At 46.7% G+C, this 21,822-nt stretch carries 33 protein-coding genes; 2 read left to right on the plus strand and 31 right to left on the minus strand.

The window, feature by feature from the left end; translation table 11 throughout:
• From L4C42_RS18595 to dusA, 7 genes are all read right to left on the minus strand, one after another.
• The coding region (locus L4C42_RS18595) for an IS4/Tn5 family transposase DNA-binding protein (protein ID WP_429761594.1) at positions 1-192 on the minus strand (192 nt) is incomplete at its 3' end.
• A 140-nt stretch (positions 193-332) separates the two neighbouring features.
• Positions 333-1,166 (minus strand): phosphoadenylyl-sulfate reductase, encoded by an 834-nt coding sequence (locus L4C42_RS18600; protein WP_429761595.1) that lies wholly within the window; start codon positions 1,164-1,166, stop codon positions 333-335.
• Complete coding sequence (gene cysI, locus L4C42_RS18605; RefSeq protein WP_429761596.1) at positions 1,159-2,892, minus strand: assimilatory sulfite reductase (NADPH) hemoprotein subunit; 1,734 nt, start codon at positions 2,890-2,892, stop codon at positions 1,159-1,161. Before cysI ends, L4C42_RS18600 begins: the two co-directional genes overlap by 8 nt.
• Positions 2,892-4,766 (minus strand): assimilatory sulfite reductase (NADPH) flavoprotein subunit, encoded by a 1,875-nt coding sequence (locus L4C42_RS18610; RefSeq protein WP_418641775.1) that lies wholly within the window; start codon positions 4,764-4,766, stop codon positions 2,892-2,894. The genes cysI and L4C42_RS18610 overlap by 1 nt, the downstream gene beginning before the upstream one ends.
• Positions 4,767-4,864: 98 nt before the next feature.
• Positions 4,865-5,095, minus strand: a complete 231-nt coding sequence (locus L4C42_RS18615) for a hypothetical protein (protein ID WP_042478735.1) — start codon at positions 5,093-5,095, stop codon at positions 4,865-4,867.
• Between the two features lie 98 nt (positions 5,096-5,193).
• On the minus strand, positions 5,194-5,403 hold the full coding sequence (locus L4C42_RS18620; RefSeq protein WP_353497219.1) for an envelope stress response protein PspG: 210 nt from the start codon (positions 5,401-5,403) through the stop codon (positions 5,194-5,196).
• Between the two features lie 169 nt (positions 5,404-5,572).
• Entirely contained in the window at positions 5,573-6,577 is a 1,005-nt protein-coding gene (gene dusA / locus L4C42_RS18625; protein ID WP_353497220.1) for a tRNA dihydrouridine(20/20a) synthase DusA, read from the minus strand.
• Positions 6,578-6,688: 111 nt separating this feature from the next.
• On the opposite strand from dusA, the gene L4C42_RS18630 reads away from it, so the two are divergent.
• Positions 6,689-7,756: a site-specific integrase gene (locus L4C42_RS18630; protein ID WP_429761597.1), complete on the plus strand. Its 1,068-nt coding sequence runs from the start codon at positions 6,689-6,691 to the stop codon at positions 7,754-7,756.
• A 10-nt stretch (positions 7,757-7,766) separates the two neighbouring features.
• Here L4C42_RS18630 and L4C42_RS18635 read toward each other — a convergent pair whose 3' ends face one another.
• From L4C42_RS18635 to L4C42_RS18735, 21 genes are all read right to left on the minus strand, one after another.
• Positions 7,767-8,696, minus strand: a complete 930-nt coding sequence (locus L4C42_RS18635) for an abortive infection family protein (protein WP_429761598.1) — start codon at positions 8,694-8,696, stop codon at positions 7,767-7,769.
• Between the two features lie 118 nt (positions 8,697-8,814).
• Positions 8,815-8,973: a hypothetical protein gene (locus L4C42_RS18640; RefSeq protein ID WP_429761599.1), complete on the minus strand. Its 159-nt coding sequence runs from the start codon at positions 8,971-8,973 to the stop codon at positions 8,815-8,817.
• Complete coding sequence (locus tag L4C42_RS18645) at positions 8,966-9,166, minus strand: hypothetical protein (protein ID WP_171391212.1); 201 nt, start codon at positions 9,164-9,166, stop codon at positions 8,966-8,968. Before L4C42_RS18645 ends, L4C42_RS18640 begins: the two co-directional genes overlap by 8 nt.
• A 97-nt stretch (positions 9,167-9,263) precedes the next feature.
• Positions 9,264-9,743: a structural protein gene (locus L4C42_RS18650; protein WP_429761600.1), complete on the minus strand. Its 480-nt coding sequence runs from the start codon at positions 9,741-9,743 to the stop codon at positions 9,264-9,266.
• Between the two features lie 5 nt (positions 9,744-9,748).
• Positions 9,749-10,513, minus strand: coding sequence for a hypothetical protein (locus tag L4C42_RS18655; protein ID WP_429761601.1), 765 nt, complete (start codon positions 10,511-10,513; stop codon positions 9,749-9,751).
• A gap of 2 nt (positions 10,514-10,515) precedes the next feature.
• Complete coding sequence (locus tag L4C42_RS18660; RefSeq protein WP_429761602.1) at positions 10,516-11,235, minus strand: hypothetical protein; 720 nt, start codon at positions 11,233-11,235, stop codon at positions 10,516-10,518.
• The gene (locus tag L4C42_RS18665) at positions 11,232-11,789 is read right to left on the minus strand and encodes a chemotaxis protein (RefSeq protein WP_429761603.1); all 558 of its coding nucleotides are present in this window, start codon (positions 11,787-11,789) and stop codon (positions 11,232-11,234) included. Before L4C42_RS18665 ends, L4C42_RS18660 begins: the two co-directional genes overlap by 4 nt.
• Position 11,790: 1 nt before the next feature.
• The gene (locus L4C42_RS18670) at positions 11,791-12,165 is read right to left on the minus strand and encodes a DNAase (RefSeq protein WP_429761604.1); all 375 of its coding nucleotides are present in this window, start codon (positions 12,163-12,165) and stop codon (positions 11,791-11,793) included.
• Positions 12,162-12,362 (minus strand): hypothetical protein, encoded by a 201-nt coding sequence (locus L4C42_RS18675; RefSeq protein WP_429761605.1) that lies wholly within the window; start codon positions 12,360-12,362, stop codon positions 12,162-12,164. The genes L4C42_RS18670 and L4C42_RS18675 overlap by 4 nt, the downstream gene beginning before the upstream one ends.
• Complete coding sequence (locus tag L4C42_RS18680; RefSeq protein ID WP_353497230.1) at positions 12,363-12,491, minus strand: hypothetical protein; 129 nt, start codon at positions 12,489-12,491, stop codon at positions 12,363-12,365.
• Positions 12,491-12,826 carry a hypothetical protein gene (locus tag L4C42_RS18685; protein ID WP_429761606.1) on the minus strand — a complete coding sequence of 112 codons (336 nt, stop codon included), beginning with the start codon at positions 12,824-12,826 and terminating at the stop codon, positions 12,491-12,493. Before L4C42_RS18685 ends, L4C42_RS18680 begins: the two co-directional genes overlap by 1 nt.
• A gap of 11 nt (positions 12,827-12,837) precedes the next feature.
• Positions 12,838-13,671, minus strand: a complete 834-nt coding sequence (locus tag L4C42_RS18690; protein ID WP_338163416.1) for a major capsid protein P2 — start codon at positions 13,669-13,671, stop codon at positions 12,838-12,840.
• A 3-nt stretch (positions 13,672-13,674) separates the two neighbouring features.
• Complete coding sequence (locus L4C42_RS18695; RefSeq protein WP_275426429.1) at positions 13,675-13,803, minus strand: hypothetical protein; 129 nt, start codon at positions 13,801-13,803, stop codon at positions 13,675-13,677.
• Positions 13,804-13,928: 125 nt separating this feature from the next.
• Positions 13,929-14,678, minus strand: a complete 750-nt coding sequence (locus tag L4C42_RS18700) for a hypothetical protein (RefSeq protein WP_252013261.1) — start codon at positions 14,676-14,678, stop codon at positions 13,929-13,931.
• Positions 14,653-15,090 carry a hypothetical protein gene (locus L4C42_RS18705; RefSeq protein WP_429761607.1) on the minus strand — a complete coding sequence of 146 codons (438 nt, stop codon included), beginning with the start codon at positions 15,088-15,090 and terminating at the stop codon, positions 14,653-14,655. Before L4C42_RS18705 ends, L4C42_RS18700 begins: the two co-directional genes overlap by 26 nt.
• Complete coding sequence (locus tag L4C42_RS18710) at positions 15,083-15,613, minus strand: hypothetical protein (protein WP_429761608.1); 531 nt, start codon at positions 15,611-15,613, stop codon at positions 15,083-15,085. Before L4C42_RS18710 ends, L4C42_RS18705 begins: the two co-directional genes overlap by 8 nt.
• Positions 15,606-15,914, minus strand: a complete 309-nt coding sequence (locus L4C42_RS18715; RefSeq protein ID WP_429761609.1) for a hypothetical protein — start codon at positions 15,912-15,914, stop codon at positions 15,606-15,608. The genes L4C42_RS18710 and L4C42_RS18715 overlap by 8 nt, the downstream gene beginning before the upstream one ends.
• A 206-nt stretch (positions 15,915-16,120) precedes the next feature.
• Positions 16,121-18,013, minus strand: coding sequence for a replication endonuclease (locus L4C42_RS18720; protein WP_429761610.1), 1,893 nt, complete (start codon positions 18,011-18,013; stop codon positions 16,121-16,123).
• A gap of 3 nt (positions 18,014-18,016) precedes the next feature.
• Positions 18,017-18,235: a hypothetical protein gene (locus tag L4C42_RS18725; protein ID WP_429761611.1), complete on the minus strand. Its 219-nt coding sequence runs from the start codon at positions 18,233-18,235 to the stop codon at positions 18,017-18,019.
• A 1-nt stretch (position 18,236) separates the two neighbouring features.
• Positions 18,237-18,422, minus strand: a complete 186-nt coding sequence (locus L4C42_RS18730; RefSeq protein WP_429761612.1) for a hypothetical protein — start codon at positions 18,420-18,422, stop codon at positions 18,237-18,239.
• Positions 18,419-18,682, minus strand: a complete 264-nt coding sequence (locus tag L4C42_RS18735) for a pyocin activator PrtN family protein (protein WP_353497238.1) — start codon at positions 18,680-18,682, stop codon at positions 18,419-18,421. Before L4C42_RS18735 ends, L4C42_RS18730 begins: the two co-directional genes overlap by 4 nt.
• Positions 18,683-18,816: 134 nt before the next feature.
• Between L4C42_RS18735 and L4C42_RS18740 the strand changes: the two genes are divergently transcribed.
• Entirely contained in the window at positions 18,817-19,422 is a 606-nt protein-coding gene (locus L4C42_RS18740; RefSeq protein ID WP_429761613.1) for a S24 family peptidase, read from the plus strand.
• A 22-nt stretch (positions 19,423-19,444) separates the two neighbouring features.
• On the opposite strand, the gene L4C42_RS18745 is transcribed toward L4C42_RS18740, so the two are convergent.
• The 3 genes from L4C42_RS18745 to L4C42_RS18755 all read right to left on the minus strand — a co-directional run bounded on the left by L4C42_RS18745 (position 19,445) and on the right by L4C42_RS18755 (position 21,571).
• Positions 19,445-20,278: a DUF3800 domain-containing protein gene (locus tag L4C42_RS18745; protein ID WP_429761614.1), complete on the minus strand. Its 834-nt coding sequence runs from the start codon at positions 20,276-20,278 to the stop codon at positions 19,445-19,447.
• A 539-nt stretch (positions 20,279-20,817) separates the two neighbouring features.
• Positions 20,818-21,261 (minus strand): hypothetical protein, encoded by a 444-nt coding sequence (locus L4C42_RS18750; protein ID WP_353497241.1) that lies wholly within the window; start codon positions 21,259-21,261, stop codon positions 20,818-20,820.
• Entirely contained in the window at positions 21,245-21,571 is a 327-nt protein-coding gene (locus tag L4C42_RS18755; RefSeq protein WP_418641777.1) for a hypothetical protein, read from the minus strand. The genes L4C42_RS18750 and L4C42_RS18755 overlap by 17 nt, the downstream gene beginning before the upstream one ends.
• Between the last annotated feature and the right edge of the window lie 251 nt (positions 21,572-21,822).

The following is a 21,822-nucleotide window of genomic DNA, read 5'->3' on the forward strand; positions in this document are numbered from 1 at the left end:
TTGGTCATTACGGATAAAGCGGTAAGCGCCTTCCATATCTGCGGGTGAAATAGCAAGCTTAGACACGGCAACGCCTGGTTGATTAGCAAGTGAAGTAGCCATTGATATCAATCGTTGAGTTCGTCTAGGGTCGTTAAGCTTTGCCAGACCAAACTGTACTTGTGCCCACTTCATTGGTGTTAAGTTTTCCATATTAGCTACCTAATCAATATTGCTTAAGTGATCAGATCGCAGCCTTGGAAAAGAGTTCAAAAAAATCCCCGAACTAAGTTCGAGGATTTGTGTATAAGAGACAGGGCTCAGCCCTCCTTTTTTAATAATGTGAGCAAAGGTTAAATACCAGAACCGTCTGTCTCACCGTCGTCTTCATGCAAACCACACTCTCGTTTTAAACCGTTAAAGCGTGTTTCCTCTTCTTTCATACCTGGTTCCCACTTCACTGTAGAGTGAATGTCACCCAAAGATAGGTACCCGGCTTCTTTAAGGGGGTGGTAACTCAAGCCATGCTCTTCTATATAGCTATCAACTTGTTCGTTGCTCCAATCGATGATTGGTAAGAACTTAAAACGGCCATTTTGAATCACCAGTACTGGCAAGTTAGCTCGACTCTCTGACTGCTCACGTCTTAGGCCAGAAAACCAAGTGTGAACATCCAACTCTTCGAGTGCCCTTTTCATTGGCTCTACTTTATTAAGCTGGTTGTATTGCTTGAGTCCATCGAGCCCTTTTTCCCATAACTTACCGTAGCGAGCCTCTTGCCAAGCTGGCGAGATGTTCGCTTTATATATATGTAGGTTCAGATCTAGTTGCTTCTGAAGCTCATCTATAAACTGATACGTTTCTGGAAATAGATACCCAGTATCGGTAAGCACTACCGGAACGTCTGCTTTTACACTTGTTACTAAGTGAAGCATAACCGCTGCCTGAACTCCGAAGCTTGAGCTTAGGATATGCCCACCAGGCAAATTCTCTAGCGCCCACTCAACTCTCTGCTTCGCAGTTAATAGCTCAAGCTGACCATTTAGCTCTGCTAGCTTTAAAATTTGCTCGGTTTTAGTCAGTGATAACAGGTCTTGAAGCTCTAGCGCTTTTCTCTGACCTTGCACGCTTTCGCTAACTGAGCCTTGTTTAACTGCTTTTTTCTGGGAAATAACGTCTCTAGGCATAGAAGTCCCTTTTCGATACTTTGACTTCTTCTATAATCCCAGCGCGGATAACGAAGTCACCAAATGCTTCACCTTCGTTACGTTGCTCCGCCCATTGACCTACCAAAGCATCAATCTCTTCTAGGATTTGCGCATCCGTAATGTTCTCTTTATACATCTTAGGTACACGAGTACCTGCTTTGTTGCCGCCTAAGTGCAGGTTGTATCGACCAGGCGCTTTACCAACTAAACCAATTTCAGCCAGCATCGCTCGACCACAACCATTTGGACAACCGGTGATCCTCAAGATGATGCTCTCATCACTTGGGATCTGGTGTTTATCCAGAATGCTCTCTACATCAGTAACAAAGCTTGGTAGGAAACGTTCCGCTTCTGCCATGGCAAGAGGACAAGTTGGGAAAGCCACACACGCCATAGAGTTTTTGCGCTGCTCAGATACCGCATCGTCCATCAGACCATGTTCACGAGCGATCTTCTCAATCTTGGCTTTGTTTGACTTAGATACCTTAGCGACAATCAGGTTTTGGTTCGCCGTCATCCTAAAGTCGCCTTTGTGAATCTTAGCGATCTCAGCTACACCAGTTTTAAGAGGCTTACCTGGGAAGTCGAGCAGTCGGCCATTCTCAATGAATAGTGCTAAATGGTATTTACCATCGATACCCTCAACCCAACCAATTCTGTCGCCACGCTCAGTAAACTCGTATGGGCGGCTTTGCTCGAAGCTAATCCCTGCACGTTTTTCAACTTCTGCTTTAAATACATCAATACCAACACGGTCAAGTGTGTACTTAGTTTTGGCGTTCTTACGATTTGAACGGTTACCCCAGTCACGCTGAGTCGTTACAACCGCTGCAGCTACATCAAGCGTTTTTTCTAGAGGAACAAAACCAAAGTCATCGGCACGTCTTGGATATGTCGAGGTGTCACCGTGAGTCATGGCAAGACCACCGCCAACAAGAACGTTGAAGCCCACCAGCTTGCCGTTATCAGCAATAGCGACGAAGTTCAGATCATTGGCGTGCACGTCCACATCATTTTGTGGTGGGATCACGACTGTCGTTTTGAACTTACGTGGTAAGTAGTTTTTACCCAGAATAGGTTCGTCTTCGTCTGTGCTTTCTACTTTCTCACCATCAAGCCAAATCTCTGCATACGCTTTGGTTTTCGGCAGCAAATGCTCACTGATCTTTTTCGCCCACTCATAGGCTTCTTGATGTAGCTCGGATTCCACAGGGTTGGTCGTACATAGCACGTTACGGTTCACGTCACCGGCTGTCGCAATAGAATCAATACCGATAGAGTTCAGCGTTTGGTGCATTAGCTTGATGTTTGGCTTAAGCACACCGTGAAACTGAAATGTTTGACGAGTCGTTAAACGAATACTTCCATAAAGAGAATGGTCAGTCGCAAACTTGTCGATAGCTAACCATTGCTTAGGCGTGATAATACCGCCCGGCATACGTGCACGAAGCATCACGTTATGCAGAGGTTCTAGCTTTTGCTTAGCTCGCTCGTTACGGATATCACGGTCATCTTGCTGATACATACCATGGAAACGAATAAGCTGGAAGTTGTCAGCGGTAAATCCACCGGTGATACGATCTTGTAGATCGTTCTCAATGGTTCCGCGCAGTAGGTTACTCTGCCCTTTTAGACGCTCGTTATCAGACAACGGCCCCAACTCTTCACCCAACACTTCTTGAATAGTGACTGATTGCTTGCTCATTAGTACACATCCTTCTGATAACGTTTTGCTTTTCTTAGTTCGTTGACAAATTCTTCTGCCTGGTCAGCTTCTTTTCCACCATGCACCTTAACAATCTCAATCAGGGCATTGTGAACATCTTTGGCCATATGGTTGGCATCGCCACATACATAAATGTGGGCACCTTCCTGTAACCATTGCCATACCTGCTCACCTTGCTCTAGCAATCGATGCTGAACATACACTTTCTCGTGCTGGTCACGGCTAAAGGCCACATCCAATCGGTTTAGCACACCTAATTTCAGGTACTTTTGCCATTCCACTTGATATAGGAAATCTTGAGTGAAAGTGCGATCCCCAAAGAACAACCAGTTTTTGCCAGTGTCGCCTTGGTTATCACGCTCTTGAATGAAGCTTCTAAATGGCGCAATACCCGTACCTGGACCCACCATAATCACAGGCGTATCACCATTTTCTGGTAGCTTGAAGTTATTGTTGTGCTCAACGAATACTTTGACTTCACCACCTTCTTCCAATCCACGCGATAGGAAGTAAGACGCGCCGCCAAATCGGCTTTCTTCACCTGCTTGATACTCAACAAGCCCAACCGTCAGATGAACTTCTTCATCCACTTCTTCTTGGCTTGATGCAATGGAATAGAGACGTGGGGTTAAACGGCGTAGTAGACCCAGTAATTGCTCGGCCTCTAGTTTTGCTTTCTTCTCTTTAAAGACATCAATCACTTGAGTATTCGAAGCATACTCGCGAAGTCTGTCTTTATCAGCCGCTAGCTTCTCAAGCTTCTTGCTGCCTGAAATCTCCGCGTATTGCGCGACTTGCTGAGGATTTGCCGAAGTGATCTCATAGTGCTTAATCAGCGCAGAGCGCAAAGATAAGCTCTCCCCATCCACATCCACACTTTCAATGCCTGATAAACCGACTTGAGCAAGAAGTACATCCACCAGCTCACTGCTGTTCTCGAACCACACACCCAGCGCGTCGCCCGGCTTGTAAGTGATGCCTGAGCCTTCAAGATCAATCTCGATATGACGAACATCTTTGCCAGAATCACGACCCGTGATCTTTTGGCTAGTCAGTAATGTGGCGGTATATGGATTTTTCTTGGTGTAGTTAACCGTAGCGGCTGCAGTTGCAACAGGCAGTGTCACAACATCTGCCGGTTGAGAGGCAAGATCCTCTTTGATGACCTCTAGCGCTTTCGCTCGCCACTCACCCGCTGGTGCGTCGTAATCAACGTCGCAGTCGATACGATCAATAAATGAGGTGGCACCTAACTTGCCTAAGTATTCATCAAAATCTTTACCCGTTTGGCAGAAGAACTCATAGCTAGAGTCGCCTAAGCCAATAACACCATACTTAAGGTTCGGAAGTTTTGGCGCTTTCTTAGATTGAAGGAACTCATGTAGTTCTATCGCGTTATCAGGCGCTTCGCCTTCTCCGTTTGTAGAGGCAACAACGATGACGTGTGTCTCTTTCGCTAGGTTTTTACCTTTGTAGTCACTGGCATCAAATAGCTCAACATCGATACCAAGCGCAGAAGCTTCTTCTTTTAGTTCCTCAGCAACCCCTTTGGCGTTGCCCGTTTGAGAGGCAAAGATAATGGTCAGCTTACCTGCAGGTACAGCAGCCGCAGCTGTATTCACTGCGCTAGCAACTGGAGTCAGCGTTGAAGGTGCACCCGCCTGACTCAATCCCCAAAAATACCCGCTTACCCATGCAAGCTGGTTTGAAGATAGGTTCGTTGATGCTTGTTGTAGTTGTGATAGCTGCTGATCGTTAAGTGGAGCAGCTAGGCTTGGTAATTCTTGAGAATTGTTATTACCGTTCGGCGACTGTTTTACGTTTGAAGACATTGTCACGACATCCCTAATCATTGCGTGACGATAGATTAACCAACCACCTTAATAACAAGAAAGAATAGATATGAATGTTTTATAACTTTTTGGAAGAAGAGGTTCGTTTGGAAGGGAGACTATTTAGCCTCAATACGAACCTCAGTGAAGCCGACGGCCAGCGCTGACTTAGACGCCTTGTCGAGATCATTGTACTGACACTCTGCGCCATGAATATCCGTCAACATAACGAAACCGCCCTGTTTGTGGCGAAACTCAACGATCCAACCGCCTTCAGATTCGGCGGGTTCAATGATCGCTTCTGCCAGTAAATCTTGATGGAATAAATACTTCAATTCCGTAATTGTCATGGCTCCCTCCAGAAATCCTATAATGACCGACGCCCTTGGTCATATAGATAACTATAGCAATTGTGCTTATCCCTGTAGGGTTATTTGTGATCAGTTTGTTAATTTGTGGGCGCCATTACCTTTTTATAGATCCAAATCGCTATAAGGAACGCGATAATGTAAGGCAAGAGATTGAACACAACCCCGACCATGCCCAATAGAAACATTACAGCAAACGACACCACAATCGCCATTGTCACCGTGACAAACGTAACGCCAGTCATTACTAGAGTTGCAAGGAATACCAAAACGAAAATTAGTTCAAACATAACCTCTCCCATTTCGTTGCTAGTTTAAGTCTTTTGAATTACTTAAATGGATTGCAGGAAACGTTCCAACTTTCATAAACCTTAAAAATCATAGACATAGTCAAAAACAAAAACTCCGACACGCTTTCGCACAGTCGGAGTTGGTATTTATCGCCAAATGATTGGTAAATTACACATCCAATTCAGATGGGATTTTTGCTAGTGCTGTTTCAAGCACTTCAATGCCTGCACCTTTCTTATGTGCATTTTCACTGATGTAACGACGCCACTGACGAGCGCCCGGCATTGCTTGGAACAAACCAATCATATGACGCGAGATATGACCAAGATACGAGCCGTTCGAAAGCTGACGCTCAATGTACGGGTACATCTCTTCAACCACTTGCTTACGCTTTTTCACTGGTGTGTCTAAACCAAAGATAAGCTGGTCAACCTGCGCGAGGATATACGGGTTCTGATAAGCCTCACGACCAATCATCACGCCATCAAGATGCTGCAGGTGCTCTAGAGATTCTTCTAGCGTTTTTACGCCGCCATTCACCGCCATATTCAGATGTGGGAAGTCTTTCTTAATTTGGTAAGCGCGAGGGTAATCCAACGGTGGGATCTCACGGTTCTCTTTAGGGCTCAAGCCACTTAGCCAAGCTTTACGTGCGTGAATGGTAAACTGATCCACACCGCCCTTCTCAGATACCGTAGATACAAACTTAGTCAAAAACTCATACGAGTCTTGATCGTCGATACCAATACGAGTTTTTACCGTCACTGGAATATCAGCCACTTCACGCATCGCTGCCACGCACTCAGCCACTAAATCAGGTTCAGCCATCAGGCATGCACCGAAGCGGCCATTCTGAACGCGATCTGACGGGCAGCCTACGTTTAGGTTTACTTCATCATAGCCACGCTCAGCAGCAAGCTTTGCACAGGTTGCCAAATCAGCAGGATTTGAACCACCTAGCTGAAGTGCCACTGGGTGCTCTGCTTCGTTGTACGCTAGAAAATCACCTTTACCGTGAATGATCGCACCAGTTGTCACCATCTCGGTGTACAGCAAAGTTTGTGATGACAGAAGACGATGGAAGTAGCGGCAATGTCTATCTGTCCAATCGAGCATCGGTGCCACGGATAAGCGGTTTGATTGGAAATTGCTTGTGTTATCTGGCTTGGTCATTGTTTTACCTAATAATTTTACCCATCAAATCCGCTTTGAATATCGTGGAATTTTCCCAAATTTCGTCCTATAGTACCCCTTACAGTACCCCTCAAAGAGTAGGACGACGGAATGGCTTCACTCTCAATCGAAAAGCGGCAACTTAAAAACGGTGAATTCCGCTATAAAGCAACAATCATCGTCAAGAAAAAGCAGGCAATCATACACAGAGAGTCAAAGACTTTCAAAAAGAAAGAACATGCTCGTACCTACGGTAAGAAACGCCTATCCGACATTGAATTGAACGGCGTAAATAGTACCAAAACAGTCCCCCTTTCGGTACTCCTCGATAAGTTCATGGCGGATAAGGATTTATGGAACAACACAGGACGAACCAAGCGCTACGTTATAGAAATGCTTAGGGATTGCGACATAGCGCAAATAGACACTAATGAGCTAAAAACTAGCGACCTCATCCAGCACTGCAAAAATCGTCGTGGTGCTGGTGCCAAACCTGCAACCATCTATCACGATATCGCTTATCTTCGTTCTGTAATGAAGAAAGCAAATCCCGTGTTCGACATTGAAGCCAACTATAAGATCTTTGATGAAGCAGTACCGGTACTAACGGATATGCAGCTTATTGGAAAAAGTGAGAAGCGAACTCGCCGCCCTACTGGTGAAGAACTCGAAGCGCTAAAACAAGGGTTGATTGAACGTCAAAACGCTAGAGCCAATGGCCAAGCTCGTATCCCGTTTGTCGATATCCTTGAGTTTAGTATTTTGACTTGCATGAGGATTGGTGAAGTTTGTTCTCTGCGTTGGGAAGATATCAACGAAGAGCATAAAACTGTGGTTGTGCGTGACCGTAAAGACCCACGCAAGAAGCAAGGGAACCATATGGTTGTGCCTCTATTGGCAGAGTCGTTTGATATTGCAATGCGACAACCAAAAGAAGGTGAACTAATTTTTCCTTTTAACTCTCGAAGTGTGACCGCAGGTTTTCAAAGAGTTAGGAACAAACTTGGCATTGAAGATTTGCGTTATCATGATTTGCGTCGTGAAGGGGCTAGTCGTCTATTTGAGAAAGGCTACTCCATTGAAGAAGTAGCGCAAGTTACAGGGCACAAGAACTTAAACATTCTATGGCAGGTTTATACTCAATTGTTCCCTCACAAGTTACATAGTAAACCTCTATGACAGATGTTTTCTAAACCATGTTTTCTTCACAATTGGCCAAAAACAATAAGTTAGTTGCTGTCAAATGTAAGGTATAACGAGCAAGGTGCTCAGGAACATTTGTGACCTCAGATCCTTGCCCGTGACCACCTTCTTTGTTTCTCACAGTCGGGGTGCCACTTTCCAACAAACTTCTGATCGATGAAAACTGATTTTGCAGATAGTCTGGAACCAACTTGTTTTCCAGACAGCTATTAATAAGCTTCTTTGATGTATCCGAAGGCTTATAAGACCAGCCATGTTTGTCATGAATTGCCTTCATCAAACTTTCAAATGATTTTAGACAATCATTCAAGCACTCTTTGTATCGCTTGTGTCGATAGTGCTCATGCGCTGAACGAAATTCATCGTTAGCTCCTTCATATGATTTACTGCCACCAAGAATGCAAAGTAACGGTTTTACTGCATCAGAATGCAAATATTGTGAATCAACTCTTATCAGTTCACCTGATTCAAATTGATAGCCAAAAGCAGCCTCCTTAAAACGAAAATTCAACTCCTCTATTGCTGAATTACTTGTATGAGTCACTCCTGTGTTCTGCTCAAACCGATATGATTCACTCCTCACAAAATCATCAATGATACTAAAAGTAAGGTCTATGACATCGAGGCACTTCTCAGTGTCATTCTCGTTTAGAAAAAAATCATATACTTCTGCAAATTTTGAGCGAGCGTGCTCTTTAAGATAAAACACTCCATACTCTTTACACAGGGTTTTACATATGTGTTCATAGATAGCATAAGCTGAACCATTGTAAGAAGACTCATCACCAATCGTTTCATTAACTATCTGAACAATCTGCACTTTTAGCTTTGGTGGCAAATCATCATATTGATAAACATCCGATACTTCACCTCGTAATTTCTTCTGCCGTCTGGAGAATAAATTGAATATTGCCATGTTGAAACACTCTCTCGTCGAACTAAAACACTGCAATTTGCGCAGCACGATTTGACCAATACTCAAATCGTATCATAGTTGTTCTAAGCCCGAACAAGCCGTGAATCAATAAGCTAAACTAGCCCACATTTTTACTCTCTAATCGAGTCAAACGCTCATCCATTTTTTCCATCATTAAACGCAGCCACTTAACATCGGTCTTGAGTGCAATTCCCACACCAATACCACTGGATAGGGCACTGACGGCAGCTACAAGTAAAGTCTGATACTCAGCCATTAAACTCATCCCGAATCGCTTCCCACAATCCCAACAAAATCGGCGCAGCCACACCAATCAAACCACCCACTTGCACACCTTCTGGCGTCACGCTTGCCGTTAATAATTCAGGATGCCCCGTTGCAAGCGCTACACCTGCACCAATGAGCGCAAGCCCCTTCTTAGTTGATGCCTGTTTCAAATCTATTTTCATTGCTGTTACTCCTAGCCGTTGATGCGCTTCCAGATATAAGCGCTGATTAAAGCGGTCAGGATGCCAACCGCTAAACGTTGCATTACTTCTTTTTGGGTCATGCCAGTGCTACCCCTTGCGCTGCATCCTCTAATGAGTAGTAACGCCCGACTTCCATAATCGACATGGAATGCACAAGACGAGTCATAAACTCATCATCAAAAAGGTTAAGCGGGGTACTGGCGCCCACATTGAGGCGACCCGCCACGAACTGCACATAGTTGTCCGTGTCGTTGTTATCACTCTTTGGCGCAAAGCGGCTGATAATTCCTTGAAGGGTGTTTAGCCCATAAAGGTTTTGGTAGTTGCGAATGAGCTTAGTCGCCGCACGAAAGCCGTATTTCGAGTGCGAGAAGGTTTCAAACGCTTTATCTTTGGAGGGCGTAACTTTGCCCGTCCAAGCATTGTTACTAATGCGAATGTTGAGCGGGTTGTTGATACGAATCCCACGATTGAGTTGTGATTTCACGATGTTTACCCCTTTGGGTGCGCCAATCATCAGCGCACCAATTATCAGAACAATGATGATTAGACGCATAATGATTACTCTGGCTCTGGCATCGAATAAGGCAGCTTATGAGCACCCACGAACCTAACACGCACATCATCTTTACGCGGTGTCACATTGGCACTAGCAAACGCCGTCAGCGCTGCATCATTGTCACCATGCATTCGAACGCCCATCACTAAATTGGCGGTGTCTTCGTAAGTGTCAAAGAAGTGGTTTACTGTTTGGCACTGTGTGCCCTGAAGTGTTACGGTGATTTCACCCCGAACACCTAGAAACGATTGGCCACCCGACCCACGCCCCAAACGGCTCAAGTGATAGGTTTCACCATCCAACAACGAAATCACTGACATGCCTTCATTCGGCGTATCTTCAATAAACACATCGTAAGCCATGCGAACCATTGGCTCGTATTCGTCAATTTGTGCTTGAGTTAACGCCGCATCCCATTCGATGCGCCACACACCCTCAACACTGAAAGCCATTTGGAGTACTTCATTTGGCTGTGGTGCAAAATCCTTAACCAATTGGTTAACACTCACGCAATCGTTGTAGCGAGTTGATGAGTCCAGAGCTAAACAAGTTGAGCTGAAAATATCGCTCATGCCGCTAACGGCTTGAAGTCGATACATTCTGTATGGTTCATCAGATGAATTGACCCAATCTACCCCATGAGAAAACTCACAATCACTTTGGATAAATTGAGCGCCGCCAGAGTTGTCTAGATTCGCTAGAAGGTCATACAAAAACTCAATCTTGTTGCGGCTGCTGCCCGTTGGTAAAGCTGGAAAGGTGGACATGATTAGTACTCCAATACCTGCGCTTTATCGGGCGCGGTTCCTGTTAGTGTGAATGTGGCGGCAGTTTCAACCGTGAGCTTTTCACCTGCCGTAAGCTCAAAGCCGTTAAGACTGATTAGCCCTGCATTGGCGCTACTGGCTTTGATGATGACGCCTTTACGGGCGGGATTAGCGGGTACCTCTAACGGCATTTCTCCGCTGTGTACTGAAAGCGCACTACCAGAGAGCACCTTGATTGTTTGCCCTGCTGCCAATTCAACGCTTGGCATGGTGCCAACATTCACCGACTGACCACTTTTAAGTTGAACATCAGGCAAGCTGGCAATATCGACTTGCTGACCATCTTCAATCTGCACCTTTGGTAGTGAGGAAACCCCCACGCTTTGCCCTGCTTCAATTTCGACTTTGGGTAACTCGGTCACCCCTACCGTTTGCCCAGGCAAAAAACTAACAGAGGGCATGGTTTGAATATCGAGCTTTTGCCCTTCCACTGGCGGGGTGAAATCACCCACACCATGCTCAAGAGACAGCGCCCCTTCGCCAGATAGAAGGATTCGGCCTAATGGCTTGCCATAGCGAAACACCGAGCGATTGGGTAGCGAGAAGCTTTCCCCTGTCGCGTCAATTTGCACCGATAACTTGCCCGAAATCGACTCAACAAAGAGCCATGTAGAATCAATGGTCAGGGGAATGGTTTGCCCCTTAGTGAGATTTAGGTTCATTTGCTTACCGCCTTAACCAGCACAAAGCCCAGTACCAACACAATCACCGCCATGAGTATCAATTGCTGCTTGTTGAGTGCGCTTTGTCCGTTGTCTTGTTTGAACTTCGCAAGCTCGGTGAGCTTGGCAAGATTCTCGGTGTTTTGAGCCGCTTGGTTACCCGCGAGCCCTGCCATCATTTGCAAGTTTTCGCTATTGGTTGAGCTGAACTCGTTGAGCGCACCCGCCGCGAACTTGAGACTGTTGTCCGTGTTGCGCTCCACTAAACCGAGCGATTCACTCATTGCTCCACTAGCGAACTCGTATGACTCATCTAGGGCATCCCCCGCAAAAGCAAAGGACTCATCCACCGTGTCACTGGCAAAATCAAGGGTTTGCTCGCCAAAGGCAAAGGCTTTATCCACGGCGCCGTGGTCGGTTGCGGTGATATTGAGCGTTGAATCGCTCACCCCGCTGACCGCTACGCCTAAGTTGTCGCCGTCAATGGCATTCTGACCACTGACGTTTTTAGTATTCGTTGTTGTATTGCTTGAGGAGCTACCGCCACCACCCATGCTACAACCTCCACTTTAGGTATTTGGCGTTGCCGTGGGTCGATTCCGTCACACCACCTAGCCGCTTGAGTAGCCTCACCACTAAAGGAAAATAAGAGTGACAAGCCATTGCGGTTAAGTCGTTTTGCTTCACGAACTCGGAAAGCACACGGGTAGCCTTGAGCGCGTTTTTTCCTACCGCCGCCCAAATGAAATAGGTATCGCCGCGCACCTCACCCGCCAGTAAGCAATCTACCCCTTCCCCTTGGATGTGATAGACACTAACGCGCCCCGCCTCAATCTCATGCAGCATCACTGCAAAGTCATTGGGGCAAGCACGAAAAGCGGGTTTGAGTGCGTCAATCGACGCTTGGCTTTTGGTGACGACGCGAATCATTTCTTTCGCATCCAAACGATGAGCACAGCGACCACGGCTACGACTATCAACCAAGTCGGCACACCGCCGCCCATGTTGATACCGCCAACGCTTTGCCCTGAACGGGTCGAGCCATAAGCAGAAGATGGACCAGCCGCGCCGCCACCTGCATTGATGGGCATCGAGCCGCTATTGGTCAGAGAATCAAAACCAATCATTTACCACCTCAGCTTGAACCAGATGACCAGCGCAATCACTGCGAAAACCATCCACTTTGCTTTGTTGATTTCCTTGGCGGTGAGGTAACCCAATGTCACCCCCGCCAAGCCTAAGTACGCTAACGGCATCACTTGCCCCCTTTGAGCGCAAAAGCAAAACCACCAAGTAGCACTAGCGCAATGAGCACGATGATTACCACGGTTTGCCACTGCATACCGCCAGAGGTGGTGTGCACGGGTTGCCCGTTGGGTTGCTGATAGTCGTTATTGTTGGCGCGGTTCTCGTCAGGGCTGGCAGATTTAGCTCGGTCTAACTCGTTATCCATCTTGATACCAAGCCAATCCTCACCAAAGCCACCGACCACATCGACGGCACCACCCACTAGTTCACCCGCACCCTCTAAGATGCCATCGAACCAACCGCCACCACTTGTGGCGGTTTGCGTCACACTAGGGTTTTCCATCGGTCACCCCCTTACTTTGGTTGTGCGATAACGCCCACTTGCTCAATCGCTTCAATCAGCACGGGCACACTTCCGTGTTGTGATTTATCAAGCTCGAATTGCAATTGCTTCATTGCATTAGTTGGCAAGCGACCCTCAACGCCGAAACCAGTGCGAACAAAATCAAGGCTGAACCAACCTGCGTTTTGCTCTAGACCTGAAATCGCCAAGTCAAAAGCGTTATCCGCTTTGGTAACGTTGATTTCTTCCACGCTGTCACGAAGCACACGAACACGGTCAATAGACGAGTCTTTGAAGTGCACACGCTTAAGTGAAAACAGGGGTGAACGCTCGGCAAAGTCGAACGGGGTGCGACCTGTCGCGCTGGCGAACCAAGTCAGTGAATAGATACGTGGTAGGTAAACACGCTTTGATTGTGCGGCTGTCGTATGAGAGCGAGCACGGATACTTGGCGCAGGCGTACCACCCGCTTTTGAGGCAAGCTGGATATACACAAACCAGATTTCGCCTTGCAGCGTGACCAGTTCACCAGTACGAACGCCGCCTTTGGTGCGAAGGGTTAAATCCGCAAATGGGATAACGTAGCGACCTTCTTGAGTAAATTGCTTACGGTGTTCTTGAAGGTCAACCAAGTCTTGACCTGTCAGGTTATACACTTCCTTACCGTTCAGCGTGATGCGTACACGCTCAACATCGGCAGGGTCAGTAATATCAGTGACCAGTTCGATGGATTGGTAAGTTGGACCACTCACCAAGCGCAGTGTGGCTTGGTTGCCCCAATTCACACCCTCAACAGGGTCTAAATCGAGTGGGCGCGGGTTAAATGGCGTGTTTAGTAGTTCCATAGCTTAAAACCACCCTGAGTTACCATTGATTTGCTCTTTGATAGGCTTGAGCGCGCCTACGTTGTTAATGACTGCCAATGCAATCAACATGACCACGATGGTCATTAGCATTGTTTTGTGCGTTGCTTTCATGTGTTTCCCCTGCTTCACAGCGTTGGAACGGTTAAAGGAGTAATTATCAAATCAGGTAGAGGGGATTTCGTCACTAAGGTTCAACCTATAGGTATAACTTTTAACCTATAGGTTGAAATGAGAGGTTAGCGGTAGTTTCGAGAGAGCCTTTTGCCCGTTTCGCAGTTCAGCGCGCCGCGCTCTAGGTTGCCAATGCCGTCACGAATAATCAGGTATTCAGCAATCGCTTTGCCGATACACTGCTTATTGACCTTGGCACTTTTAAGATCGGCCACTTCGTTAGAATGCACACCTTTTTGCTTGGCAACCCAATCAGCATCAACGCCAGAGTTCACGGCACCGAGCCACCACACGCTTGATTGGTTAGTGACGGTTTTGGGCACCTCCTGACCGCGCTGAAAAATGGTGTGAACCACATGACCAAACTGGCGACCACCACGAAGCAATTCACCTGTTTTGCCTTCAAGCTTACCTGACGTTTCCGCGCAGCTTGCCAGCTCCTCAATCACCACATGCAGCTTGGGTTTATGACCATCACCAAGCGCCCAAGCAATCGCGCTAAAGGTTTCAAGCTCAGACATACACGCGCCCTTTGGGGGAATGTAGGCGAGCTTAAACGAACATCCCGAACGGCGCCCTTGTACCGCCGCCTTGATAAACTTAGCGGGGTCAGTAAAGCCGTGGCACATTTGCCCGTGAAACTTTTGACCTGCGTAGTTGCGGTACGGGTCAAAGAACAGGGCTTGCGACTTTTTAGGTACTAGCCCCATGTATTTCACTGCACTGGTTTTGCCGCTACCCGTGCCGCCAAGGTACACGGTGTGCTCGGCGTCATGGGATGGGTTCGAGTTAATCGGGTTTACGATGAGAGTCACGCTCGGCCTCCTGCTGCTTTTTCAGTTCAAGGGCAGTGATTTGCTTTTTCGACGCCCACCACAAACCAAGGATTGCCAAGGCAAGGGTCATGACATTCATGTAATCACCACATTGGTCGAGCAGTGTCCCGCCGTATTGCTTGGCAACAGGGCGAGCCGCATTCACCACGCTTTGCTTGGCGCGTTCATCAAACTCAAAATCAATATCTTTGAGAATCGACACAGCTTGCTCAACCACCACAAGCCCCGTGGTGACCAGTGCATCAAACGCCTCACTGGTATCGACCTCTGACTGACTTTCAGTTGAAGCTAACGCGCCTTCTTGTGCTGACGGCTCATTGTTAAGGTTGGCAATGTACGCATCCAACTCATCAAGGTTGTCAGCGCTTGTTTCAACGGTTGGGTTACTCATGGCTATCGTCCTCCTCACTAGATTGTGGTTTGGCTAACATGCGCTTGATGGCAAACAGCAACACGACAATGACGCCAAGACAGGCGGCAACCTTAAAGATTTGCGGTTTCAGGCTTGCCTCTGGCGGTGTTGGCTCAGTGGTTTCAGTGGTACTTGGCTCGGTTGGTGGCAGCACTTCAGCGGGAGGGGTTACCGTAGGCGAAAAACTCTCAACGCTTTCAACAGTCGGTTCAACCGTTGATTCAACCGACTCGCTCACCGTTGGCTCAACCTTGTCAGATAAGGCTTTGAGCGCATCGGCGGTTTCGGTCATATTGTCAGTGCAATAGCCACTCACGGTTTTGCTCATTGAACTGTTGCCGCAGCTAGGGCACTTGTAATAGAGCAAGCCAAGGTTGCGACCGTTCTTGACCGTTTCCCCGCTATCTATCAAGCGACCTTCACCCACCATGTGAACGGTGGCAGTACTGCTGCAAACAGGGCACGGCACATAGCCGCGCACTGGATTGGGCGTTTTACTCATCGGTGGTCGCCTCCTCAATCACTGCATTCAACTGCTTTTCAAGCGCTTGTTTGCGCTGCGCTCGAATCACTCGGTTTGATTTGGCGACGAGTTTTGCTTTGTCTATGAGCTTGGGGTCTAAGCCAAGCATGGAAAGCGGGTCTGCACCGCCCATAAGGACTTTGGGCGCCAGTGATAAAAGCTCACTTGGTGACAGGTCTTTCACGGTATCAAACGCCGTTTCTAACTCCGCTTCCAGTGCGTCAATGGTGTTAAGGCGCGCAAGCTCGGCTTGGCACTCATCTTTGGTCATGGTTTTCATGGTGTTCCCCTGTCTCTCGACGTTGGTTGATTATTTATATTGATATGACATCTATCACATAAAATACATGCAGTTAGAGGTTTTAACTCCTACACTTAGGTTGGGCGTTGGGTTACTAGCACTGTTTAGACACTTCCAAATCTGAACTGGATTCAACGCCCATACCTTTCCCTATGATTGCCCCTGATTCACATCGTTGGCACTTCCTACGTTACACCTCTGGCGGCGAACTCCTCCCACTCTGGCGAGCCAAACCTATCTAGCTCGTTGAACAGGAAAAAGTTATCAATGATTTGTTGTTGTCTTGGTGGCGAAATTTTCTGCGTACAATTATTGCCACTAGACCAAGGCGCAAGCTCCCGCTTGCTTGTTTGAGCCTCCGACAAGTCGGAAGGCTTTTTGATGAGCTTCCACTCTATCTCATGGGTGAGCACTTCTAGACCGCTTCCACGTAACCCAATAACACGCGCTGTCATTTCGCCGTATTTGTTCTCTTTGGCTTCTTTCTTGGTGGTGATTGGGCGCATGGATTGAGGCAGTCTGTGGCCGCCCATGTAATCGAAAAAGGCAGAAAAGAAACCCGCATCAGCCGCACGGCGCGCCTTCTCAAAGGTGCAATATTCTTGCTCGTCGCTAATGCGTCTTAGCTCGCGCCATACCGTGACAGACGGTGTTTTTTGAAATTGGAACTGACGAAAACAGAAGGTGCGTGACCATGAGGTGACGTTTTTCACCGTGTCTTGCAGCTTGGCTTTCTTGTTATCGAGATCCGATAAATCCTCAAGCCCAAAGCCGTCAACGTTCTTAGAAATGTACTTGGCAAGATAAGCCACGGCGCCGCCTTCGGTGCCGTCCAACATCTTAGCTTCAAAGCGCGCTTTCATAGCTCGGTGTTTTGGGTCGCCGTTCTTGAAATAAAGCTCATCGCTGTCACGCTGAAATTGGTACTCCTGAAGCATTCTGATAAACACGGGCATTTGCTCAAGTGGCATGAAAAACACGCCGTGCCAATGCGGTGTGCCGTCTTGGTGAGGCTCCACGACTCGCATCCCGTAATAGGTTAAATCATTGCGCCCCGCCCATGCTCGAAAGCGATTCCAAGACATAGACAACCAAGCATGAGCACCTTTTGGGGTGCCACCGTCCCAATGGGTGTTTTCAATCCAGTATTCACCGCGCTTGGTGAGTCGGTGAAAACGGCTTGGTGCCGTCATAGTGATAAAAATGGCGGCGTGGTTGTTTGAGTCGGCATACTCCTGACAGCCAGCAATACGGGTCATGAGTTCGTGACGACGATTGACAGGGTTGGACTGTGACGACTCATGCACCTGTGACATTTCCACCACATCACCCTCAACGGATTCAATCGCCATGAGTTCTAACCATTCACGCTGTCGCTCTTGGCGAATCTTGAGCCACTCACACGCCGAAATCGACGCATAAGGGGAAATGTGCGGCGATACCATTCCCGCCGCCCTGCGCGCATTCTCAAACGCTGCAATGGTCTGTTTATCGATGGCTCGGCGCCATACGCCCTCATCAAGCAAACGAGCAAGGATGGAATAAGCCTCATCTTCATCGTTGGCGACTTCAAATTGAGGCATCCAAAGGCAAGCCCCAACATATTCATGAATGCGTTTAATCGCATCAAACGCCGTGCCGCCTGTTTTGGCGACAAGTTCAAAGTGAAAACTTGCGCGCCCTGAAAGCTCAGTAGCAAGGCGAGCACGTTTTAACTCTGTGTTGATTGTCCAATATGGCTCTGGCAATACGCCAAGTGCAGACGATGCCGCCGCGCTGCGTGACTCAATGAATTGCAATGCGCGCTTAAAGCCGTACTTACGAAAACGAACTGCTGACGCTTTATCAAGGTAGTTGCGAATGTCATTAGGTAGCTTGAACTTGTTAGCGACTCGGTGAGCGAACTCAAACACACGTTCTTTGGGCGTGGCACCACATAGCGGTTGATGCTTTTCCGCTACCATCGCCAAATGAGGCGCCGTGGCTTGGTTTTTCATCACATACGTTGCAAGCTCCTGACGCAGATTGGTCGGGAGCTTAGTCAACGGATTATTGGTGGTCTTACCGATTTTCTGCATTGATTAACGCTTAGTCCAAGTCAGAGGGTTAACGTTGAGTTTGCGAGCGCGTGGGCGGTTCAAGCCAAGCTCAGAACGTAGCTTTTGAACCATACGCGCCGACTTCTCACTCTTGTCAGGGTCGAAGTTGGCGCACCCCGCCATATCCTTACAGGGTGCATGTATTGGGTCGCTGATTGGTGCGTCAACAATTGAGATTGCTGGGGTATAGTCAACGTCCAAACTAAACCTCCAAGCTTTCTAACAGTTCAACGTCTTGCTTGAGCTGCAAATATACGGGATGCAAAAAAGCGAACTCAGGAGAGCTAGGGCTAAGCCAATCCAAACGAGCTTTGACTATCTTGAAAAGCTCCATCGCTTCGCTCGAATGCGAAAAGTCAATACTGATTGCATGTAGTGGCGTTTTCATAGTGCACCTCCGTTTACTGACTGCCAATCACTCATAGCTTCAGCATGGCGTTGGTCGATATACGCAGCGAGATCTTCAATTTTGATTAGTGATGGGCTGCGCTCAGAATCACGCAACTTGAAGGTAGGAACGGGAAAGTCACAAGCCTTCGCTCGTTGCTCTGCCGTTTTGGGTGTGATACCGAAAAACTCTTGGCATACCTGCTTTAGTTCCACCGTGGGACTTTCGAATCGTGCTAGTAGTGCAAAATTTGTGTTCATACTTCCTCCGTGTAGTACACTTAAAGGCATTAAAGGAAACTCCAACATCCCTCAAACACCCCGAAATAGCTTGCAGGGAATTATTGAGGATCAAAATCAAGAATACAACCCCAAAAGTACACGGAGAAATCTATATGGGAAGTTTTGAGGAACAATTAAAGGAACTAAAGAAACTAACCAACACCTCTAAGAACGTTGATTTAGCAAGGGTTTTAGGTAAGTCACCAAAGACTATTTCCAACTGGAAACACCGAGATCACATTCCTGAAGATATTTTCTTAAAAGCGCAGGAGATCGCAAAAACGGGCTCTCTCGCACCAAGGGGGTATCTTGAACTGAAGTTTTTTGATATCGAAGTGAGCGCGGGTCATGGCGCACTAGTCGAGAAGATTGAAGAATCAAGTTCAATGGTATTCAGTGAGCGCTTTATACGCCAAGAGCTAGGCTACAACCCCAACAATATCTTCTTAATGCCAGTGCGCGGCGATAGCATGAGTCCTACTCTGCAGAATCAGAGCATTGTGATGGTAAACCGTGTAGATGGTTTCACGACTGACGGTGTTTATGTATTCCGATACGATAGCCGCTTGATGGTGAAAAGGCTTCAGTTCTTGCCAAATGGAATCAAGGTCGTGAGTGATAATGCTGCTTATGAGCCGTGGGAGCTAAGTCGTGAGGATATTAAAGGGGCTGACTTTGAGATTATTGGGGAAGTGGTTTGGTCAGGGCAAAGGATGTAAAGGAGTCGAATGACTCCTCATTTTACTTTTGAAACTTATCAACCAACTTGTTCAAAGCTTCTTCGGTTGGCTTTCTAGGTCTTGGAAAGCTATTTCTGACATTACTACGCTTTTGCGCTTGTGCTATACGATTACCAAAGTAGCGCTTAAATAGTTCGTAGTCAGGTTTACTATCTGGTTCTACGTCATAAAAAGCTATTTTTCCGTAAATCGCACAAAGCCAGTCAGCACACTGTATCGTTTGGTAGAGTTTACTATCCACCTGAATAGGTGCTTCAATTAGCTGAAATTTCTGTTGCTGATGCATTTCGTAAATGGCATTTTTTACGATTTGTGTTCGAGTTTCATGATCATCCATGAAAATCAAAAACTGCGCATCCTGCCCTTTAAACTCATCATCTAAGCGCTTGATTATTTCTTTTAGGCTTGCTGTATATACTCGCTGAGGTACATGTCCTTCCTCACCGATATGCTTAGCTTCACCGACATAGAAAAGAAAACCACCATCTCGCGTGATTCGTTTAATGATTTGGTATGTAGAGTCAAGTAGAAAACGTTTAAACTTCTTCAGATTGGCAACTGAATACTGTTTTGACCCCTTCTTTTCCCAAGTAGAAAGTTGAAAAAACTCCCCTTTTCGCTCTGCTTTTTTTCGAGCTTCAGGGATATCGTAGTTACCGAATAAATCTTGCTTGAGCTTAAAGAAAAACGATGAGAATGATCTAACTTTAGAAGCAGGTAATACAAACCCTCCGAGTCCAAAGACAGGGTGTGTATTGTGGCTGGGATGTTCAGGAGAGACATAGGGGCCAACATGGCCAAATTCGTCAAGATAGACTATATAAACTTGCGTCATTGCATTTCCATGTTCCAGATACGCGGAAGCTCGACTAAAAAGCCGAGCCCCGAAATCAGCAGCAAACATATATAGTGCTTGCTTCTGGTGCAGACTATAGCCCAACCCAAAACATCTAGTCAACAGTTTTAGTTACTGGTTTTATATACATACAACGCATGAGTGGTACCCCTATAGTTCCCCTTAAACTTGGTTAAGCTATATATAGCAATGCATTAGATCCAATCGAGCATGGGCGCAACGGATAAGCGGTTCGCAGTGTATTTACTAGTTTCTTCAGGCTTCATATGGTGTTACTCGAAATCTTGATGCTGTATATATACATGAACTTGCTAGAATTGCCCCCAAATGTCCCCTCCATAATCATGTGGAAGAAGCAGGACAAATGACATCATTCAGCAGTGCAACGTATACTAAAAAGCGTCAAAACGCTTCATTGTAGACGTCGTCTTCAAAAATAGGTCGGAGATTATACACAGAGATTCGAAAACATTCAGAAAAAAAGCACTGCTCTCTATTGTTAACTGACGTATCGGACTCTATAAGACATTCAATTGTTCAGCGACAACCAAAACACTGAAGACAGAGATCTGCTCGCTGATTAGCTCAATTTGTCGGTAGTCCAAATCTTCAATGTCGTTTTTGTCGGGTTCATCAAGCCTAAGCGTAGAACCAAGCATCTTTTCCAACTCTTGAACGTCTTGTTCCGAGTATCTCTGCTTTATCTTACTTGTCTCCCCTAATGTACATTGGTACATCTTGAGCTCAGACAAATACAAAACGACCCGTTTCTTATCATCTTTAGTCAAAGATTCAAACCAAGGTGTTATTGGAAACGTTTCAGCATTGCGGCTTCGGATGTCAAAGCACTCCGAGTGTCTATTGTTCCACTCGACCAATAAATCAAAGCGGTCTAAAGTTGTTTCAGCGGCGCACGCCGAGAGTGGTAGAAGAAGCAGAATCCTACTAAAGTGCAGCTTCACTTATACACCTCCAAAACTTTTGTTCCGACCCACTTGTTGTCCATGTAAGAGGTTCTGCTATTTGCAAAACCCTGTCTTTTGAAATTTTAGAAACACTCGACATCGCCTCGCCAAAGATCTCCCAATCGTATTCACGAATTGTAATCATGGTTTCAACCGGCTTCCCTGTCACACTTGGACTAAAAAATATCTGATAGAGCGGTGTTGAAGCAATCGCAAAGCCCAACATTCCCCCCCCGATTAATAATATCGTGAACTTGTGATACTGCCGTTTTGCTTGATGGACTAAGTTGCAGGTCATTAACTTCACAATATCCCACTCTCAACATACCGCCTCCTTTCTCCAATGCCATATTATTATGCTGGTCATCGCACCGAAAAAAGACTGATTTAAGTTGAAGCCGGTCGTAAAAATCTCACTCAAACCACACTCTAGAATTGTGAACTGTGGCTGCTCTTATGTCGTCAACTCGGCTTTGCAACTTACAACTAGATACGCTGCCAACAATTCTATAATCGAGACTAACGACCTACCGAAGGAATTAGTATAAAATGAACAGA

Source organism: Vibrio wakamikoensis (assembly GCF_050337275.1).
GTDB lineage: Bacteria > Pseudomonadota > Gammaproteobacteria > Enterobacterales > Vibrionaceae > Vibrio > Vibrio chaetopteri.

Excerpts from the sequence above, each read along its gene's own strand:
- L4C42_RS18660 (WP_429761602.1), bottom strand. The coding sequence starts at position 11,235 with ATGAACCTAAATCTCACTAAGGGGCAAACCATTCCCCTGACCATTGAT.
- L4C42_RS18745 (WP_429761614.1), bottom strand. The coding sequence starts at position 20,278 with ATGACGCAAGTTTATATAGTCTATCTTGACGAATTTGGCCATGTTGGC.
- L4C42_RS18720 (WP_429761610.1), bottom strand. The coding sequence starts at position 18,013 with ATGCAGAAAATCGGTAAGACCACCAATAATCCGTTGACTAAGCTCCCG.
- L4C42_RS18635 (WP_429761598.1), bottom strand. The coding sequence starts at position 8,696 with ATGGCAATATTCAATTTATTCTCCAGACGGCAGAAGAAATTACGAGGT.
- L4C42_RS18735 (WP_353497238.1), bottom strand. The coding sequence starts at position 18,682 with ATGAACACAAATTTTGCACTACTAGCACGATTCGAAAGTCCCACGGTG.
- L4C42_RS18680 (WP_353497230.1), bottom strand. The coding sequence starts at position 12,491 with ATGCCGTTAGCGTACTTAGGCTTGGCGGGGGTGACATTGGGTTACCTC.
- L4C42_RS18670 (WP_429761604.1), bottom strand. The coding sequence starts at position 12,165 with ATGATTCGCGTCGTCACCAAAAGCCAAGCGTCGATTGACGCACTCAAA.
- L4C42_RS18695 (WP_275426429.1), bottom strand. The coding sequence starts at position 13,803 with ATGAAAGCAACGCACAAAACAATGCTAATGACCATCGTGGTCATGTTG.
- L4C42_RS18690 (WP_338163416.1), bottom strand. The coding sequence starts at position 13,671 with ATGGAACTACTAAACACGCCATTTAACCCGCGCCCACTCGATTTAGAC.
- L4C42_RS18610 (WP_418641775.1), bottom strand. The coding sequence starts at position 4,766 with ATGATTAGGGATGTCGTGACAATGTCTTCAAACGTAAAACAGTCGCCG.
- cysI (WP_429761596.1), bottom strand. The coding sequence starts at position 2,892 with ATGAGCAAGCAATCAGTCACTATTCAAGAAGTGTTGGGTGAAGAGTTG.
- L4C42_RS18645 (WP_171391212.1), bottom strand. The coding sequence starts at position 9,166 with ATGAAAATAGATTTGAAACAGGCATCAACTAAGAAGGGGCTTGCGCTC.
- L4C42_RS18655 (WP_429761601.1), bottom strand. The coding sequence starts at position 10,513 with ATGTCCACCTTTCCAGCTTTACCAACGGGCAGCAGCCGCAACAAGATT.
- L4C42_RS18650 (WP_429761600.1), bottom strand. The coding sequence starts at position 9,743 with ATGCGTCTAATCATCATTGTTCTGATAATTGGTGCGCTGATGATTGGC.
- L4C42_RS18740 (WP_429761613.1), top strand. The coding sequence starts at position 18,817 with ATGGGAAGTTTTGAGGAACAATTAAAGGAACTAAAGAAACTAACCAAC.
- dusA (WP_353497220.1), bottom strand. The coding sequence starts at position 6,577 with ATGACCAAGCCAGATAACACAAGCAATTTCCAATCAAACCGCTTATCC.
- L4C42_RS18640 (WP_429761599.1), bottom strand. The coding sequence starts at position 8,973 with ATGGCTGAGTATCAGACTTTACTTGTAGCTGCCGTCAGTGCCCTATCC.
- L4C42_RS18675 (WP_429761605.1), bottom strand. The coding sequence starts at position 12,362 with ATGATTGGTTTTGATTCTCTGACCAATAGCGGCTCGATGCCCATCAAT.
- L4C42_RS18630 (WP_429761597.1), top strand. The coding sequence starts at position 6,689 with ATGGCTTCACTCTCAATCGAAAAGCGGCAACTTAAAAACGGTGAATTC.
- L4C42_RS18620 (WP_353497219.1), bottom strand. The coding sequence starts at position 5,403 with ATGTTTGAACTAATTTTCGTTTTGGTATTCCTTGCAACTCTAGTAATG.
- L4C42_RS18715 (WP_429761609.1), bottom strand. The coding sequence starts at position 15,914 with ATGAAAACCATGACCAAAGATGAGTGCCAAGCCGAGCTTGCGCGCCTT.
- L4C42_RS18615 (WP_042478735.1), bottom strand. The coding sequence starts at position 5,095 with ATGACAATTACGGAATTGAAGTATTTATTCCATCAAGATTTACTGGCA.
- L4C42_RS18730 (WP_429761612.1), bottom strand. The coding sequence starts at position 18,422 with ATGAAAACGCCACTACATGCAATCAGTATTGACTTTTCGCATTCGAGC.
- L4C42_RS18705 (WP_429761607.1), bottom strand. The coding sequence starts at position 15,090 with ATGAGTAACCCAACCGTTGAAACAAGCGCTGACAACCTTGATGAGTTG.
- L4C42_RS18685 (WP_429761606.1), bottom strand. The coding sequence starts at position 12,826 with ATGGAAAACCCTAGTGTGACGCAAACCGCCACAAGTGGTGGCGGTTGG.
- L4C42_RS18710 (WP_429761608.1), bottom strand. The coding sequence starts at position 15,613 with ATGAGTAAAACGCCCAATCCAGTGCGCGGCTATGTGCCGTGCCCTGTT.
- L4C42_RS18600 (WP_429761595.1), bottom strand. The coding sequence starts at position 1,166 with ATGCCTAGAGACGTTATTTCCCAGAAAAAAGCAGTTAAACAAGGCTCA.
- L4C42_RS18665 (WP_429761603.1), bottom strand. The coding sequence starts at position 11,789 with ATGGGTGGTGGCGGTAGCTCCTCAAGCAATACAACAACGAATACTAAA.